The organism is Brevundimonas mediterranea (assembly GCF_011064825.1).
Lineage (GTDB): Bacteria > Pseudomonadota > Alphaproteobacteria > Caulobacterales > Caulobacteraceae > Brevundimonas > Brevundimonas mediterranea_A.
This window is the reverse complement of record NZ_CP048751.1, coordinates 2,741,271-2,754,561: the sequence shown is the minus strand read 5'-3', so window position 1 is coordinate 2,754,561 and position 13,291 is coordinate 2,741,271. Positions and strand designations below refer to the sequence as shown.

Here is a 13,291-nt window from a genome sequence, read left to right as displayed (position 1 = left end):
CGACTGACAGAGTCGTCAGATAGGCGGAAAGCGGCCCTCATGCGAGGGCCGCTTCCGTTGTTTCGTCGTCGCAGGTGTAATCAGGCCACGGCCTAGTCCAGCCGCGACGACGCGTTGCTTAGGCCTTGGCGGCGGCGCGCTTGGTGCGGGCCGAGATCTTGTTCTCGTCGCCGCGCGGGGCCTTCGGAGCCGGAGCCTTGCCCTTGGCGGCGTTGCGCTTCTCGACGCGCGCAGCGGCCTTGGCTTCGGCTTCGATACGTTGTTCCAGCACGGTGCCGCCAGCGGCTTCGATGGCCTTCTTGGCGCCGGCGGTGGCCGACCAGACGACCAGATTCAGGGCTTGCTTGACTTCACCGGTGCCGAGCAGACGCACGCCGTCCTTGACGCGACGGATCACGCCAGCGGCGACCAGGGCGTCGCCCTTCAGTTCCGACTTGGCGTCCAGCTTGCCGGCGTCGATGGCGTCTTGCAGGCGCCACAGGTTCACTTCGGCCAGCTTCAGGGCGTTCGGGTTGTTGAAGCCGCGCTTGGGCATACGCATGTACAGCGGCATCTGGCCGCCTTCGAAGCCCAGCAGGCTGACGCCGGTACGCGACTTCTGACCCTTGACGCCGCGGCCCGAGGTCTTGCCCTTGCCCGAACCGGGGCCACGGCCGACACGCATGCGCTTCTTGTGCGCGCCTTCGTTGTCGCGGATTTCGTTCAGTTTCATATGCCTGATCCTTTCGGGTGCTAGCGCCCGGACATCGTCCGGACTCGGCGTTCAAAGTCTATCGTCTCCCTCCCCCTCGGGGGAGGGTGGTCGGCGGAGCCGACCGGGTGGGAAGGGCTCGGCGAGCCCGTCCCGGATATCTCAAGGTCGGGCGCTATAGCGGCTCCCCGAACAGCAGTAAAGGCGACTCTTGCGAGCCGCCCCCACCTGGTCGCTTGCGCGACCTGCCCTCCCCCGAGGGGGAGGGAGAGTCTTTCGTCTTACTTTTCGACGATCTCGGTCAGGTGGGCGACCTTGGCGATCATTCCACGAACCGAAGGCGTGTCCACGAGGGTCGATTCGCGACCCAGGCGGTTCAGACCCAGGCCCACCAGGGTGGCGCGCTGGTCGTTCTTGCGGCGGATCGGCGAACCGGTCTGCTTGACGGTGACGGTCTTTTGCTCGGCCATGATTAGGACTCCACAGCTTCGGGCGCCGAGGCGCCGTCGTTGCGACGGCCCATCAGATCCGCGACCTTCTTGCCGCGCTTGGACGCGACCTGACGGGGCGAGGACTGGACCTTCAGCGCTTCGAACGTCGCGCGGATCATGTTGTAGGGGTTCGACGAGCCGGTCGACTTGCCCACGACGTCCTGGACGCCGAGGGTTTCGAGCACGGCGCGCATCGGACCGCCCGCGATGACGCCGGTCCCGGGAGGGGCGGCGCGCATCATGATCTTGCCGGCGCCCCAACGGCCGTTGCCGTCGTGATGCAGGGTGCGGTTCTCGCGAAGCGGAACGCGGATCATGGTCTTCTTGGCTTCTTCGGTCGCCTTGCGGATGGCTTCCGGCACTTCACGCGCCTTGCCGTGACCGAAACCGACGCGGCCCTTGCCGTCGCCGACGACCATCAGGGCGGCGAAGGAGAACCGACGGCCGCCTTTGACGGTGGCCGCAACGCGGTTGATGTGAACCAGCTTCTCGACGATGTCCGAATCCGGACCGTCGACAGCGGGACCGTTGCGATTGTCACGACGGTTGCGATCGTTACCGCCGCCGCCGCGCTGGGGTTGATGCGCCATGCTTCGCGTCCCTTAGAAGTTCAGGCCGGCTTCGCGCGCGGCTTCCGCCAGCGCCTTGACCCGGCCGTGATAGATGTACTCGCCACGGTCGAAGACGACGTCCTTGACGCCCTTCTCGATGGCGCGTTCGGCGATCAGTTTGCCGATCGCTGCGGCTGCGGCCGTGTCCGAACCGCGCTTGCCCTTGCCGCCTTCCAGCGACGAGGCCGCAACGACGGTCACGCCCTGGGCGTCGTCGATGATCTGGGCCGAGATGTTCTTGTCCGAACGGTACACCGACAGGCGCAGACGGCCGTTGGCGACGGCCTTCAGGCGGCGACGGGTGCGCTCCGAGCGGCGCTTGGCTTGTTGTCGAAGAGAAAGAGCCATGACTTACTTCTTCTTGCCTTCCTTGCGACGGACCTTCTCGCCCGCGTAACGGACGCCCTTGCCCTTGTAGGGCTCCGGCGGACGCAGCTTGCGGATGACCGAGGCGATCTGACCGACGGCCTGCTTGTCCGAACCCAAGATCTTGATCTCGGTTTGCTTCGGAACAGCGAAGCTGACGCCGGCCGGGGGATCGATGTCGACTTCGTGCGAGAAGCCGAGCTGCAGCGACAGGGCGTTGCCCTTCATCGCGGCGCGGTAACCGACGCCGACCAGCTCAAGCGACTTCTCGAAGCCGGTGGTGACGCCGACGACCATGTTGTCGACCAGCGTGCGCGACAGGCCCCACATCGCGCGACCGCGTTGCGTGTCCGACCGCAGGCCCAGCGACAGTTCGTCGCCTTCCCGGGTGACTTCGATTTCCTCGGCGACGGTCCAGGAGCTCTCGCCCTTGGGGCCCTTCACGGAGACGGTCTGACCGTCGAGCGTGACAGTCACGCCCTTCGGCACAGCGATGGTTTTCTTGCCAATACGGGACATATCAGTAGACCCTGCAGAGGACTTCGCCGCCGACGTTGGCGTCGCGGGCAGAAGCGTCGGACATGACGCCCTTCGAAGTCGAGAGGATCGAGATGCCGAGGCCGTTCTTGACGGGCTTCAGATCGCCGATCGCCGAATAGACGCGGCGGCCCGGCTTGGACACGCGCGCGATCTCGGCGATGACGGGCTGGCCGTCGAAGTACTTCAGCTCGATCTCGAACTGCGGAAACTCACCCGGGTTCTGAACCAGGTTGTAGCCGCGGATGTAGCCTTCGTCCTGCAGCACGTCGAGGACGCGCTGACGCAGACGGGAAGCGGGGGTCAGCACCTTGGAACGCTTGCGGGTCGCCGCGTTCTTGATGCGAGCGATCATGTCGCTCAGGGGATCGTTGATCATCATGTCTGTTCGCTCCCCTTACCAGCTGGACTTGGTCAGGCCAGGGATCTGGCCCTGGTTGCCGAGTTCGCGCAGCGCAATCCGGCTCATCTTGAGCTTGCGATAGAACGCACGCGGACGACCGGTCACTTCGCAACGGTTGCGAATACGGGTCGGCGCGGAGTTGCGCGGCAGTTCAGCCAGCTTCAGGCGCGCGTCGAAACGCTCCTCAAGCGGCAGGTTTTCGTCGTTGGCGGTCGCCTTCAGGGCGGCCCGCTTCGCGGCATACTTCGCAACCAGGGCCTTGACGGCTTCGTTGCGGTTTACGGCGCTCTTCTTAGCCATTGTTCTCTTCCCTTCCCGCTCAGTTCTTCACGAACGGGAACTTGAACTCGGTGAGGAGAGCCTTGGCTTCCTCATCGGTCTTGGCCGTGGTGCAGACGATGATGTCCATGCCCCACATCTGGTCGATCTGGTCGTAGTTGATTTCCGGGAACACGATGTGTTCCTTCAGACCGGTGGCGTAGTTGCCGCGACCGTCAAACGACGTGCCCTTCAGACCACGGAAATCCTTCACGCGCGGCAGCGCGATCGTGATGAACCGGTCCAGGAACTCGTACATCTGGTCGCCGCGCAGGGTGACCTTGCCGCCGATGACCATGCCCTCGCGCAGCTTGAAGCCGGCGATGGAGTTACGGGCCTTGGTGGCGACGGCCTTCTGACCGGCGATGGCCGTCAGATCCTTGAGGGCGGCGTTCGCCTTCTTGGAGTCCGCGACGGCTTCGCCGATGCCCATGTTCAGGACGATCTTGTCCAGCTTGGGCACCTGCATTTCGTTCGTGTAGCCGAACTTTTCCTTCAGCACCTGGCGGATGCGCGCCTGGTACTCGCCCTTGAGGCGCGGGGTGTACTTCTCGGTAGCCATCAGATGACGTCTCCCGTCGTCTTGGCGATGCGGACCTTGGTGTCCCCATCGATCTTGAAGCCGACGCGGGTCGCCTTGCCGTTGGCGTCGGCGATCGCGACGTTCGACAGGTGAAGCGAGGCTTCCTTGTTCTTGATGCCGCCCTGCGGGTCAGCCTGGCTCGGGCGCGTGTGGCGCTGAACCATGTTGACGCCTTCAACCAGGACGCGGTTTTCGGTGGGCAGGACCTTCAGCACGTTGCCCGTGCGGCCCTTGTCCTTGCCGGTGAGGACGACGACGCGGTCGCCCTTTTTGATCTTGGCGGCCATGTTACAGGACCTCCGGAGCCAGCGAGATGATCTTCATGTGGTTCTTGGCGCGCAGTTCGCGGGGAACCGGGCCGAAGATCCGCGTGCCGACAGGCTCGTTCTGCTTGTTGACGATGACGGCGGCCGACTTGTCAAAACGGATGACCGAGCCGTCCTTGCGTTGGATGTCCTTGGCGGTGCGCACGACGATGGCGCGAACAACGTCGCCCTTCTTCACGCGGCCACGCGGGATGGCTTCCTTCACGGAGGCGACGATTGTGTCGCCGATCGAGGCGTAGCGGCGCTTGGAGCCGCCCAACACCTTGATGCACATGACCCGGCGGGCGCCCGAATTATCGGCCACTTCCAGGTTAGTTTGCATCTGGATCATAAGATCAGATCCTTCTGATTACGAGGCGGAGGCGTTGGAAAGGACTTCCCAGCGCTTCAACTTGGACTTCGGGGCGCACTCGACGATGCGAGCGATGTCGCCGACTTTGAGCGCGTTGGCTTCGTCGTGCGCGTGATACTTCTTCGAAAGACGAACGATCTTCTTCAGAACAGGGTGAAGCAGCGTGCGCTCCACCTTCACGACGACGGTCTTTTCGCCCTTGTCGGACACGACCACGCCTTCGAGAATTCGCTTGGGCATATTCGTTTCCTTACGAGGCCGCACGCTTCTCGCGCAGAAGCGTCGAGATGCGGGCGATGTCTTTGCGCACTTCACCCACGCGGTGGGTTTTTTCCATTTGGCCGGTGGCCGCCTGGAAACGCAGGTTGAACTGTTCCTTCTTGAGCTTCAGCAGCTCGTCGGACAGTTGGTCGGTCGTTTGCGACCGCAGATCGGCGATCTTGGTCATTAGGCGGCTACCTCGACATGGGCGACGCCGGCGTCGATACGGGTCACGACCTTGGTGCGGACCGGCAGCTTGGCGGCGCCGAGACGGAGCGCTTCACGGGCCACTTCGTCCGTCACGCCGTCGATTTCAAACAGGATGCGGCCGGGGTGGCAACGCGCGGCCCAGTGGTCCACGGCGCCCTTGCCCTTACCCATCCGGACTTCGGCCGGCTTGCCCGTGACGGGCAGGTCGGGGAAGACGCGGATCCAGACGCGGCCCTGGCGCTTCATCTGGCGGGTGATCGCGCGGCGAGCCGCTTCGATCTGACGCGCAGTGATGCGTTCCGGCTCCAGCGTCTTCAGGCCGTACGACCCGAAGTTCAGCGAGAAGCCGCCCTTGGCCGAGCCGTGGATGCGGCCCTTGAAGGCCTTGCGGTACTTGGTCTTCTTCGGTTGCAACATGACTTAGTTCTCACGTCCCCGGTCGCGACGCGGACCGCGGTCGCCACGGGGGCCGCCGCGTTCGCGGCCTTCGTTCGAGGACGGACCCGACGCTTCCTGGGCCCAACGCTTGTCCTGGGCCATCGGATCGTGCTCGAGCACTTCACCCTTAAACACCCAGACCTTCACGCCGATGATGCCGTAGGTCGTCTTGGCTTCGTAGAAGCCGTAGTCGATGTCGGCGCGCAGGGTGTGAAGCGGCACGCGACCTTCGCGATACCATTCCATCCGCGCGATTTCCGCACCGCCCAGACGACCCGAGACGTTCATCCGGATGCCCTTGGCGCCCAGACGCATGGCCGACTGCATCGAGCGCTTCATGGCGCGGCGGAAGGCCACGCGACGCTCGAGCTGCTGGGCGATGTTCTCGGCGATCAGCTGCGCATCGGTTTCCGGCTTGCGGACTTCGATGATGTTCAGGTGAACTTCACCTTCGGTCTGGGCCGAGATGTCCTTGCGGAGCTTCTCGATGTCAGCGCCCTTCTTACCGATCACGACGCCCGGACGGGCGGCGTAGATGGTGATGCGGCACTTCTTGTGCGGGCGCTCGATGATGATGCGCGACACGCCGGCGGCGGCCAGACGTTCCCGCAGCCACTCGCGCAGCTTCAGGTCCTGGTGCAGCAGGCGGGAATAGTCGGCGCCGGCGGCGAACCAACGGCTGTCCCACGTACGGTTCACGCCGAGGCGCAGACCGATCGGATTGATTTTCTGACCCATCAGGCGGCCTCGCCGGCTTCACGGACCACGATGGTGATCTCGCTGAACGGTTTCAGGATGCGCGACGAACGGCCACGAGCACGGCTCGCGAAACGCTTCATCACCAGGTTCTTGCCCACGAAGGCCTCGGCGACGACCAGGTTGTCGATGTCGAGGTTGTGGTTGTTCTCAGCGTTCGAGATCGCCGAATACAGGACCTTGCGGACGTCGGTCGCGATACGCTTACGGCTGAATTCCAGCTCGTTCAGCGCCTTCTGAACCGGCATGCCGCGGATCGATGCGGCGACCAGGTTCAGCTTTTGCGGGCTGATGCGCACGTTGACCAGCTTGGCGCGGGCCTCGGTCGGGGCGACCCGACGAATGTTCTTGGTCTGGGCCATCAGTTACTTCCTTTTGGCCTTCTTGTCCGCCGCGTGACCCGGGAAGTTCCGGGTCGGGGCGAACTCGCCGAGCTTCATGCCGACCATCTCTTCCGAGACCGACACGGGCACATGCTTCTGACCGTTATGGACGCCGAACGTCAGACCGACGAACTGCGGCAGGATGGTGGAGCGGCGCGACCAGGTCTTGATCACGTCCTTGCGGCCCGACGTTTGAACGGCGTCGGCCTTCTTGAGCAGATACCCGTCGACAAACGGGCCTTTCCAGGAGGAGCGGGCCATTCTTAGCGAGCCTTCTTAACGTGGCGGGTACGGATGATGTACTTGTCCGTAGCCTTGTTCTTGCGGGTACGGGTGCCCTTGGTGTCCTTACCCCACGGCGTGACGGGGGTGCGACCACCAGAGGTCCGGCCTTCACCACCACCGTGCGGGTGGTCGATCGGGTTCATGGCGACGCCGCGGACGTGCGGGCGGAAGCCCATGTGACGCTTGCGACCGGCCTTGCCCAGGTTCTGGTTCATGTGGTCGGGGTTCGAAACCGCGCCCACAGTGGCGATGCAGCCGTCCAGGACCATGCGCAGCTCGCCCGAGCCGAGACGGATCTGGGCGTAGCCCTGATCGCGACCCACCAGCTGGGCGTAGGCGCCGGCCGAGCGAGCCAGCTGGGCGCCCTTGCCCGGCTTCATCTCGATGTTGTGGATGATCGTACCCACCGGCATCGAACGAAGCGGCATGGCGTTGCCCGGCTTCACGTCGGTCTTTTCGCCCGCGATCACCGTGTCGCCGGCCTTAAGGCGTTGCGGCGCGATGATGTAGGTCTTCTCGCCGTCTTCGTAGGTCACGAGGGCGATGAAGGCCGTGCGGTTCGGATCGTATTCCAGACGCTCGACCGTGCCGACCATGTCCCACTTGCGACGCTTGAAGTCGATCTTGCGGTACAGGGTCTTGGCGCCGCCGCCGCGGAAGCGGACCGCGATGCGACCGCCCTGCCCGCGTCCGCCCGACTTGGTCAGGCCTTCGGTCAGCGACTTTTCCGGACGGCCCTTGTGGAGCTCCGAACGGTCGACCAGCACGAGGGCGCGACGGCCCGGCGAGGTCGGATTGTAATGTTTCAAGGCCATCTGATCAGAGCCCCGTGGTGACGTCGATCGACTGGCCGTCGGCCAGGGTCACGATCGCTTTTTTGATGTCCACGCGACGACCCAGGATACCCCGGAAGCGCTTGGTCTTGCCCTTTTGAACCAGGGTGTTGACCTTCAGGACGTTGACTTTGAACAGGCTTTCGACCGCCGCGGCGATCTCGTCCTTGGTCGCCGTGTCGGCGACGCGGAAGACGACCTTGTTCTGCTCGGACAGGATCGTGGCCTTTTCGGTGATCACCGGAGCCAGGATGGTGTCGTAGTGCTTGGCGGTAGGTTGAGCGGCCATTACGCGGCTTCCTTATCGCTGAAGCGGGCTTCGATCGCCTCGATAGCGGCCTTGGTCAGCACCAGCTTGTCAGCCCGCAGGATGTCATAGACGTTCAGGCCGGCGTTCGGCAGCACGTCGATGTGCGGGATGTTGCGTGCGGCCAGGCCGAAGTTCGTGTCGACTTCCGGACCCGCGATGATGAGAGCCTTGGTCCAGCCCAGCTTGCCGAGCGTCTCGCGCAGCGAGGCGGTCTTGGCTTCCTTGACCGAGACGGTGTCGACGACGATCAGGTCGCCCGACTTCGCCTTGGAGGACAGGGCGTGACGCAGAGCGAGCGCGCGGATCTTCTTCGGCAGCGAGAAGCCGTGGTCGCGAACGACCGGACCAAAGGCGCGCGAACCGCCGACGAACTGCGGTGCACGGCGCGAACCGTGACGAGCGCCGCCGGTGCCCTTTTGCTTGTACATCTTCTTGCCCGTACGAGAGTTCTCGTTGCGGGTTTGAACCTTGTGCGTGCCGGCGCGGCGCTTGGCCAGCTGCCAGTTGACGGTGCGGGCCAGGATGTCGCCGCGGATGTCGGAGATGCCGAAGACGGCGTCCGACAGTTCCACGTCGCCAGCGGCCTTGCCGTCGAGTTGGATGACAGAGAGTTTCATTACGCTTCACCGCCTTCGGTCGCTTCGACGGGGGCTTCTTCAGCCGGGGTCGAGGCGGGTTGAGCAGCAGACTTGCTCGACTTCAGCGCACCGGGGAACGGAGCGTCAGCCGGGCGAGCCTTCTTGATGGCGTCACGAACCTTGACGTAGCTGCCGTCATGACCGGGGACAGCGCCCTTGATCAGGATCAGGCCACGCTCGGCGTCCACGCGGACGACGGTCAGGTTCTGGGTGGTGACGGTTTCGGCCCCGTAATGGCCGGCCATCTTCTTGCCAGGGAAGGTCCGACCCGGGTCCTGACGGTTACCCGTCGAACCGTGCGAACGGTGCGACAGCGAAACACCGTGCGTGGCGCGCAGGCCGCCGAAGTTCCAGCGCTTCATGGCGCCGGCGAAACCCTTACCGATGGTCTCGCCCTGGATATCGACCTTCTGACCCACCACGAAGTGTTCGGCCGAAAGCTCGGCGCCCACGTCCAGCAGACCTTCCGCATCGACGCGGAACTCGGTCACATAGGCTTTCGGTTCGACTTCCGCCTTGGCGAAGGTCTCGCGTTGAGCCTTGTTGGTGTTCTTGGCCTTCTTCGTGCCAGCGCCCAGCTGGAGAGCGACGTAGCCGTCACGCTCCTGGGTACGTTGGCCGACGACCTGGCAGCCGTCGAGCTGAAGCACAGTGACCGGTACGTGCGCGCCGTCATCGGCGAACACGCGGGTCATGCCCAGCTTCTTGGCGATCACGCCCGTGCGCATCGGATCCCGCCTCTTTCTACTTTAAATCTTGATCTCGACGTCCACACCGGCGGACAGGTCGAGCTTCATGAGCGCGTCCACGGTCTGCGGGGTGGGGTCGACGATGTCGAGCACGCGTTTGTGCGTGCGGATTTCAAACTGCTCACGCGACTTCTTATCGACGTGCGGAGAGCGGTTCACGGTGAACTTCTCGATCAGGGTCGGCAGCGGAATCGGACCGCGAACGGTCGCGCCGGTGCGCTTGGCTGTATTGACGATCTCGCGCGTCGAGAAATCGAGGACGCGGTGATCAAAGGCCTTGAGCCTGATGCGGATGCTTTGATCCATATCGGTGCTTACTTCCAATGCGGTCGGAGGACCGCGTCCCTGTGAACCATTTCAAAGACCGAAGGCCTTCGGGCATAGAGCCCTCAGGGAACGCAAATCCGCAAAAACGATCGGCCCACGCAGTCGCCTGCGAAGGCCGCTAAAGTCCTGGGTCACTGCAAAGAACAGGGTCTCAGGTCGTTCCTGCGAACCGCGTCTGCATCCGGGGATGCACAGCCGGTCCAACAAGAGTGGGGCTTATGCCTACCGATTCCATTTTCGTCAAGCGGCGAAACCGTGGCGGCGACAGGATTCCGTCAGGCCGGTTCCAGCGTCGCCGCAGGCTTCGAAATCGGCGCAGAACGCCCCGCCTCATCAACCGCCACCATGACGAATTCGGCCACGGCCGACCGCCGTCGTTCGCCGGTCAACAGCGCCTCGACCCACAGCTCCACCTCTATAGTGACGGAGGAGCGGCCGACCCGCGTGACGCGCGACGCCAGTTCGATCATGTCTCCTTCTCTTATAGGCGACGAGAAGTCGATGCGGTTCGACGCCGCCATGACCATGACGCCCCTGGCCCGTCGCGTGGCGCAGATGAAGGCGGCCTTGCCCATCAGCTTCAGGGCGTCGCCGCCGTAGAGGGTGCCATAGTGGTTGGTCCAGGTCGGGAAGACCATCTCCGCCGTCCGCAGCCAGCCGTCCCCCGGCTCCTCCCCCTTGTCCGGAACCGGCGGCAGGTCGCCCTGCCCCGCTTCGCGGGGCGCCACCATGTTGAACACGCCGCGCGTACACAGGCGGCGCTCGCCGCTGACCGGCGCCTCGGCCCACAGTTCGACCTCGACCCCCATGGAGGTTCGCCCCACGCGAACCACCCGGCCCGTCGCCTCGACCATTTCGCCGATCCGGGCGGGTGCGGCGAAGTCGATGCGCTCGCAGCCCGCCGTGACCGTGTGCCGCCGCGCATGACGCGCGGCGGCCAGGAAGGCGACCTTGTCCAGGTGCGCCAGACCGACGCCGCCGAACAATGTGCCGTGGTGGTTGGCGTCGCCGGGGAACACCATGTCTATAAGCGTGACGCTCATCCCCCTACGGCCTCCAGGCGCGCGGCCTTCGCGGCCGAGACCATATTGGTCAGCGCCGCCTCGGTCTCGGCCCAACCGCGGGTCTTCAGGCCGCAGTCCGGGTTCACCCACAGCCGGTCCGCCGGCAGCTTGCCCGCCGCCGCCGTCAGCAGGGCCGCCATCTCGTCCACTGACGGCACGCGCGGCGAGTGGATGTCATAGACGCCCGGTCCGATCTCGGCCGGATAGCGATAGTCGGAGAAGGCGTCGAGCAACTCCATCCTGGACCGCGAGGTCTCGATGGAGATGACGTCGGCGTCCATGGCCCCGATGGACTGGATGATGTCGTTGAACTCGGAATAGCACATGTGGGTGTGGATCTGGGTCTCGTCCCGCACGCCCGATGCGGTGATGCGGAAACACTCGACCGCCCAGTCCAGATAGGCCGCCCAGTCGGCGCGGCGCAGGGGCAGGCCCTCGCGCAGGGCCGCCTCGTCGATCTGGATCACGACGGCGCCCGCGGTTTCCAGATCGATCACCTCGTCACGGATGGCGAAGGCGATCTGGCGGCAGGTCTCGCTGCGCGGCTGGTCGTCGCGCACGAAGGACCAGTTCAGGATCGTCACCGGGCCGGTCAGCATCCCCTTCATCGGCCGATCGGTCAGGCCCTGGGCGTAACGCCACCATTCCACCGTCATCGGCCTGGGCCGCGACACGTCGCCATAGATGATCGGCGGCCGCACGCAGCGCGAGCCATAGGACTGGACCCAGGCGGCCTTGGTGAAGACGAAGCCGGACAACTGCTCGCCGAAATACTGGACCATGTCGTTGCGCTCGAACTCGCCGTGGACCAGCACGTCCAGACCCAGGTCTTCCTGCCATTTCACCGTCCGCGCCGTCTCTTCGCGCAGGAAGGCGGCGTAGGCGGCGTCGTCGATGACGCCCTTGCCGTGATCGGCGCGCGCCTTTCGAACCTCGGCCGTCTGGGGGAAGGAGCCGATGGTGGTGGTCGGATAGGCGGGCAGGTTCAGCCGCCGCTGCTGCACCGTGCGCCGGATCTCGAAGCTGGAGGTGCGGTTCGACAGGGCGGGGTCGGCGTCCGCGGCGCGCGCCTGGACCTTCGGATCATTGATGCGCGGCGAAGTGCGGCGCGAGGCGACGGCGGCGGTCGAGGCGTCCAGTTCGGCCTTCACCGCATCGCGGCCCTGGTTCAGGGCGCGGGCCAGGGTCGCCAGTTCGGCCACCTTCTGCACGGCGAAGGCCAGCCAGTTCCTGATCTCCGGCTCCAGGGCCGTCTCACGCTCCAGATCGATGGGGGTGTGGAGCAGCGAGCAGGACGGCGCCAGCACCACCCGGCGGCCCGAGGCGACCAGGGGCTCGACCCGGTCCAATACGGCGTTCAGATCGGCCTTCCACACATTGCGGCCGTCGATGACGCCCAGCGACAGCACCTGATCGGGACGCATGTCCGAAGCGACCGGGGCCAGTTGCTCCGAGGCGCGGATCAGGTCGAGATGCAGGCCATGCACCGGCAGCTTCAACGCCGTATGCAGATTGTCGCCCAGCGCCCCGAAATAGGGGGTCAACATCAGCTTGATCGGCGGCGTCACATCGGCCAGCACGCGATAGGCGTGATCATAGGCGGCCTTGGCCTCGTCGCTCAGGTCCGTGACCAGGCAGGGTTCGTCCATCTGCACCCAGGTCGCGCCCGCGCGCGCCAGCGACCGCAGCACCTCGGCATAGACCGGCAACAGGCGAGGCAGCAGACTGAGGACGTCGAAGTCGGCCCCGCGCGTCTTGCCCAGCAGCAGATAGCTGACCGGCCCCAGCAGCACCGGTCGAGTGTCGATCCCCTGCCCCCTGGCTTCCAGATACTCGTCCAGCGCCTTGGTCGAGCCCAGCCGGAAGACCTGATCCGCCGTGAACTCAGGCGCGAGATAATGGTAGTTGGTGTCGAACCATTTGGTCATCTCCATCGCCGGCGCGCCCTCACCGCCGCCGTGGACATGACCGTGTTCGCAGACCGGACTGTCGCCGCCGCGAGACCCCGGCGCCCCAGACCCTCTGGCCATGGCGAAATAGGTCGCCAGATCGACCCGATCCCCGCTCCAGCCATAGGCGGCGGGCACGGCCCCGACCATGGCGGTCAGGTCCAGCACTTGATCATAAAGAGAGAAGTCGTTCGACGGCACGATGTCGGCGCCCAGATCGCGCTGGCGGGCCCAGGTGAGGGCGCGCAGCTCGGCGGCGGTGGACAGCAGGGCGTCCCCGTCGATCTTGCCGGCCCAATAGGCCTCAAGCGCGGTCTTCAGCTCGCGCTTGGGGCCGATGCGGGGAAAGCCGAGGGTGGCGACCTGGACAGTGTGGCGGGTCATGACGTTCGAAACCTGTATTATGGCCA

23 protein-coding genes are annotated in these 13,291 nt (G+C 64.9%); all 23 read right to left on the bottom strand.

The window, feature by feature from the left end; genetic code table 11:
• Positions 1 to 118: 118 nt before the first annotated feature.
• On the bottom strand, positions 119 to 712 hold the full coding sequence (gene rplO, locus GYM46_RS13565) for a 50S ribosomal protein L15 (RefSeq protein WP_008260404.1): 594 nt from the start codon (positions 710 to 712) through the stop codon (positions 119 to 121).
• A gap of 260 nt (positions 713 to 972) precedes the next feature.
• Entirely contained in the window at positions 973 to 1,161 is a 189-nt protein-coding gene (rpmD, locus tag GYM46_RS13560; protein WP_008258716.1) for a 50S ribosomal protein L30, read from the bottom strand.
• Between the two features lie 2 nt (positions 1,162 to 1,163).
• Positions 1,164 to 1,772 carry a 30S ribosomal protein S5 gene (gene rpsE, locus GYM46_RS13555; RefSeq protein WP_008262674.1) on the bottom strand — a complete coding sequence of 203 codons (609 nt, stop codon included), beginning with the start codon at positions 1,770 to 1,772 and terminating at the stop codon, positions 1,164 to 1,166.
• Between the two features lie 12 nt (positions 1,773 to 1,784).
• Positions 1,785 to 2,141 carry a 50S ribosomal protein L18 gene (rplR, locus tag GYM46_RS13550; RefSeq protein ID WP_008259637.1) on the bottom strand — a complete coding sequence of 119 codons (357 nt, stop codon included), beginning with the start codon at positions 2,139 to 2,141 and terminating at the stop codon, positions 1,785 to 1,787.
• Between the two features lie 3 nt (positions 2,142 to 2,144).
• The gene (gene rplF / locus GYM46_RS13545) at positions 2,145 to 2,678 is read right to left on the bottom strand and encodes a 50S ribosomal protein L6 (protein WP_035307166.1); all 534 of its coding nucleotides are present in this window, start codon (positions 2,676 to 2,678) and stop codon (positions 2,145 to 2,147) included.
• Between the two features lies 1 nt (position 2,679).
• On the bottom strand, positions 2,680 to 3,078 hold the full coding sequence (rpsH, locus tag GYM46_RS13540) for a 30S ribosomal protein S8 (protein WP_008262310.1): 399 nt from the start codon (positions 3,076 to 3,078) through the stop codon (positions 2,680 to 2,682).
• Positions 3,079 to 3,093: 15 nt separating this feature from the next.
• Positions 3,094 to 3,399: a 30S ribosomal protein S14 gene (rpsN, locus tag GYM46_RS13535; protein WP_008259854.1), complete on the bottom strand. Its 306-nt coding sequence runs from the start codon at positions 3,397 to 3,399 to the stop codon at positions 3,094 to 3,096.
• 19 nt (positions 3,400 to 3,418) lie between these two features.
• Positions 3,419 to 3,979 carry a 50S ribosomal protein L5 gene (rplE, locus tag GYM46_RS13530; RefSeq protein WP_008262588.1) on the bottom strand — a complete coding sequence of 187 codons (561 nt, stop codon included), beginning with the start codon at positions 3,977 to 3,979 and terminating at the stop codon, positions 3,419 to 3,421.
• Positions 3,979 to 4,287: a 50S ribosomal protein L24 gene (gene rplX, locus GYM46_RS13525; RefSeq protein ID WP_008263379.1), complete on the bottom strand. Its 309-nt coding sequence runs from the start codon at positions 4,285 to 4,287 to the stop codon at positions 3,979 to 3,981. The genes rplE and rplX overlap by 1 nt, the downstream gene beginning before the upstream one ends.
• A 1-nt stretch (position 4,288) precedes the next feature.
• A complete protein-coding gene (rplN, locus tag GYM46_RS13520; protein WP_003164378.1) occupies positions 4,289 to 4,657 on the bottom strand; it encodes a 50S ribosomal protein L14 in 369 nt (122 codons plus the stop codon).
• A gap of 18 nt (positions 4,658 to 4,675) precedes the next feature.
• Positions 4,676 to 4,918, bottom strand: a complete 243-nt coding sequence (gene rpsQ / locus GYM46_RS13515; protein WP_008262472.1) for a 30S ribosomal protein S17 — start codon at positions 4,916 to 4,918, stop codon at positions 4,676 to 4,678.
• 10 nt (positions 4,919 to 4,928) lie between these two features.
• A complete protein-coding gene (rpmC, locus tag GYM46_RS13510; protein ID WP_008263673.1) occupies positions 4,929 to 5,126 on the bottom strand; it encodes a 50S ribosomal protein L29 in 198 nt (65 codons plus the stop codon).
• Positions 5,126 to 5,566 (bottom strand): 50S ribosomal protein L16, encoded by a 441-nt coding sequence (gene rplP / locus GYM46_RS13505; protein WP_008259917.1) that lies wholly within the window; start codon positions 5,564 to 5,566, stop codon positions 5,126 to 5,128. The genes rpmC and rplP overlap by 1 nt, the downstream gene beginning before the upstream one ends.
• A 3-nt stretch (positions 5,567 to 5,569) precedes the next feature.
• On the bottom strand, positions 5,570 to 6,325 hold the full coding sequence (gene rpsC, locus GYM46_RS13500) for a 30S ribosomal protein S3 (RefSeq protein WP_008264251.1): 756 nt from the start codon (positions 6,323 to 6,325) through the stop codon (positions 5,570 to 5,572).
• Positions 6,325 to 6,705 carry a 50S ribosomal protein L22 gene (rplV, locus tag GYM46_RS13495; protein WP_008262904.1) on the bottom strand — a complete coding sequence of 127 codons (381 nt, stop codon included), beginning with the start codon at positions 6,703 to 6,705 and terminating at the stop codon, positions 6,325 to 6,327. Before rplV ends, rpsC begins: the two co-directional genes overlap by 1 nt.
• 3 nt (positions 6,706 to 6,708) lie before the next feature.
• The gene (rpsS, locus tag GYM46_RS13490) at positions 6,709 to 6,987 is read right to left on the bottom strand and encodes a 30S ribosomal protein S19 (protein WP_008262211.1); all 279 of its coding nucleotides are present in this window, start codon (positions 6,985 to 6,987) and stop codon (positions 6,709 to 6,711) included.
• A 2-nt stretch (positions 6,988 to 6,989) separates the two neighbouring features.
• On the bottom strand, positions 6,990 to 7,826 hold the full coding sequence (rplB, locus tag GYM46_RS13485; protein ID WP_008259904.1) for a 50S ribosomal protein L2: 837 nt from the start codon (positions 7,824 to 7,826) through the stop codon (positions 6,990 to 6,992).
• Between the two features lie 4 nt (positions 7,827 to 7,830).
• Entirely contained in the window at positions 7,831 to 8,133 is a 303-nt protein-coding gene (locus tag GYM46_RS13480) for a 50S ribosomal protein L23 (protein WP_008260292.1), read from the bottom strand.
• Positions 8,133 to 8,771, bottom strand: coding sequence for a 50S ribosomal protein L4 (gene rplD, locus GYM46_RS13475; protein WP_008260438.1), 639 nt, complete (start codon positions 8,769 to 8,771; stop codon positions 8,133 to 8,135). Before rplD ends, GYM46_RS13480 begins: the two co-directional genes overlap by 1 nt.
• Positions 8,771 to 9,520: a 50S ribosomal protein L3 gene (rplC, locus tag GYM46_RS13470; protein WP_008259444.1), complete on the bottom strand. Its 750-nt coding sequence runs from the start codon at positions 9,518 to 9,520 to the stop codon at positions 8,771 to 8,773. Before rplC ends, rplD begins: the two co-directional genes overlap by 1 nt.
• A gap of 21 nt (positions 9,521 to 9,541) precedes the next feature.
• Positions 9,542 to 9,847 carry a 30S ribosomal protein S10 gene (rpsJ, locus tag GYM46_RS13465; protein ID WP_003164367.1) on the bottom strand — a complete coding sequence of 102 codons (306 nt, stop codon included), beginning with the start codon at positions 9,845 to 9,847 and terminating at the stop codon, positions 9,542 to 9,544.
• 296 nt (positions 9,848 to 10,143) lie between these two features.
• Positions 10,144 to 10,911 carry an acyl-CoA thioesterase gene (locus GYM46_RS16875; RefSeq protein ID WP_040349684.1) on the bottom strand — a complete coding sequence of 256 codons (768 nt, stop codon included), beginning with the start codon at positions 10,909 to 10,911 and terminating at the stop codon, positions 10,144 to 10,146.
• Complete coding sequence (gene metE / locus GYM46_RS13455) at positions 10,908 to 13,265, bottom strand: 5-methyltetrahydropteroyltriglutamate--homocysteine S-methyltransferase (protein WP_008260122.1); 2,358 nt, start codon at positions 13,263 to 13,265, stop codon at positions 10,908 to 10,910. The genes GYM46_RS16875 and metE overlap by 4 nt, the downstream gene beginning before the upstream one ends.
• Positions 13,266 to 13,291: the final 26 nt, after the last annotated feature.

What these genes read in the sequence shown, in the direction of transcription:
- rplO (WP_008260404.1), bottom strand. Translation starts at nt 712, where the DNA reads ATGAAACTGAACGAAATCCGCGACAACGAAGGCGCGCACAAGAAGCGC.
- rpmD (WP_008258716.1), bottom strand. Translation starts at nt 1,161, where the DNA reads ATGGCCGAGCAAAAGACCGTCACCGTCAAGCAGACCGGTTCGCCGATC.
- rpsE (WP_008262674.1), bottom strand. Translation starts at nt 1,772, where the DNA reads ATGGCGCATCAACCCCAGCGCGGCGGCGGCGGTAACGATCGCAACCGT.
- rplR (WP_008259637.1), bottom strand. Translation starts at nt 2,141, where the DNA reads ATGGCTCTTTCTCTTCGACAACAAGCCAAGCGCCGCTCGGAGCGCACC.
- rplF (WP_035307166.1), bottom strand. Translation starts at nt 2,678, where the DNA reads ATGTCCCGTATTGGCAAGAAAACCATCGCTGTGCCGAAGGGCGTGACT.
- rpsH (WP_008262310.1), bottom strand. Translation starts at nt 3,078, where the DNA reads ATGATGATCAACGATCCCCTGAGCGACATGATCGCTCGCATCAAGAAC.
- rpsN (WP_008259854.1), bottom strand. Translation starts at nt 3,399, where the DNA reads ATGGCTAAGAAGAGCGCCGTAAACCGCAACGAAGCCGTCAAGGCCCTG.
- rplE (WP_008262588.1), bottom strand. Translation starts at nt 3,979, where the DNA reads ATGGCTACCGAGAAGTACACCCCGCGCCTCAAGGGCGAGTACCAGGCG.
- rplX (WP_008263379.1), bottom strand. Translation starts at nt 4,287, where the DNA reads ATGGCCGCCAAGATCAAAAAGGGCGACCGCGTCGTCGTCCTCACCGGC.
- rplN (WP_003164378.1), bottom strand. Translation starts at nt 4,657, where the DNA reads ATGATCCAGATGCAAACTAACCTGGAAGTGGCCGATAATTCGGGCGCC.
- rpsQ (WP_008262472.1), bottom strand. Translation starts at nt 4,918, where the DNA reads ATGCCCAAGCGAATTCTCGAAGGCGTGGTCGTGTCCGACAAGGGCGAA.
- rpmC (WP_008263673.1), bottom strand. Translation starts at nt 5,126, where the DNA reads ATGACCAAGATCGCCGATCTGCGGTCGCAAACGACCGACCAACTGTCC.
- rplP (WP_008259917.1), bottom strand. Translation starts at nt 5,566, where the DNA reads ATGTTGCAACCGAAGAAGACCAAGTACCGCAAGGCCTTCAAGGGCCGC.
- rpsC (WP_008264251.1), bottom strand. Translation starts at nt 6,325, where the DNA reads ATGGGTCAGAAAATCAATCCGATCGGTCTGCGCCTCGGCGTGAACCGT.
- rplV (WP_008262904.1), bottom strand. Translation starts at nt 6,705, where the DNA reads ATGGCCCAGACCAAGAACATTCGTCGGGTCGCCCCGACCGAGGCCCGC.
- rpsS (WP_008262211.1), bottom strand. Translation starts at nt 6,987, where the DNA reads ATGGCCCGCTCCTCCTGGAAAGGCCCGTTTGTCGACGGGTATCTGCTC.
- rplB (WP_008259904.1), bottom strand. Translation starts at nt 7,826, where the DNA reads ATGGCCTTGAAACATTACAATCCGACCTCGCCGGGCCGTCGCGCCCTC.
- GYM46_RS13480 (WP_008260292.1), bottom strand. Translation starts at nt 8,133, where the DNA reads ATGGCCGCTCAACCTACCGCCAAGCACTACGACACCATCCTGGCTCCG.
- rplD (WP_008260438.1), bottom strand. Translation starts at nt 8,771, where the DNA reads ATGAAACTCTCTGTCATCCAACTCGACGGCAAGGCCGCTGGCGACGTG.
- rplC (WP_008259444.1), bottom strand. Translation starts at nt 9,520, where the DNA reads ATGCGCACGGGCGTGATCGCCAAGAAGCTGGGCATGACCCGCGTGTTC.
- rpsJ (WP_003164367.1), bottom strand. Translation starts at nt 9,847, where the DNA reads ATGGATCAAAGCATCCGCATCAGGCTCAAGGCCTTTGATCACCGCGTC.
- GYM46_RS16875 (WP_040349684.1), bottom strand. Translation starts at nt 10,911, where the DNA reads ATGAGCGTCACGCTTATAGACATGGTGTTCCCCGGCGACGCCAACCAC.
- metE (WP_008260122.1), bottom strand. Translation starts at nt 13,265, where the DNA reads ATGACCCGCCACACTGTCCAGGTCGCCACCCTCGGCTTTCCCCGCATC.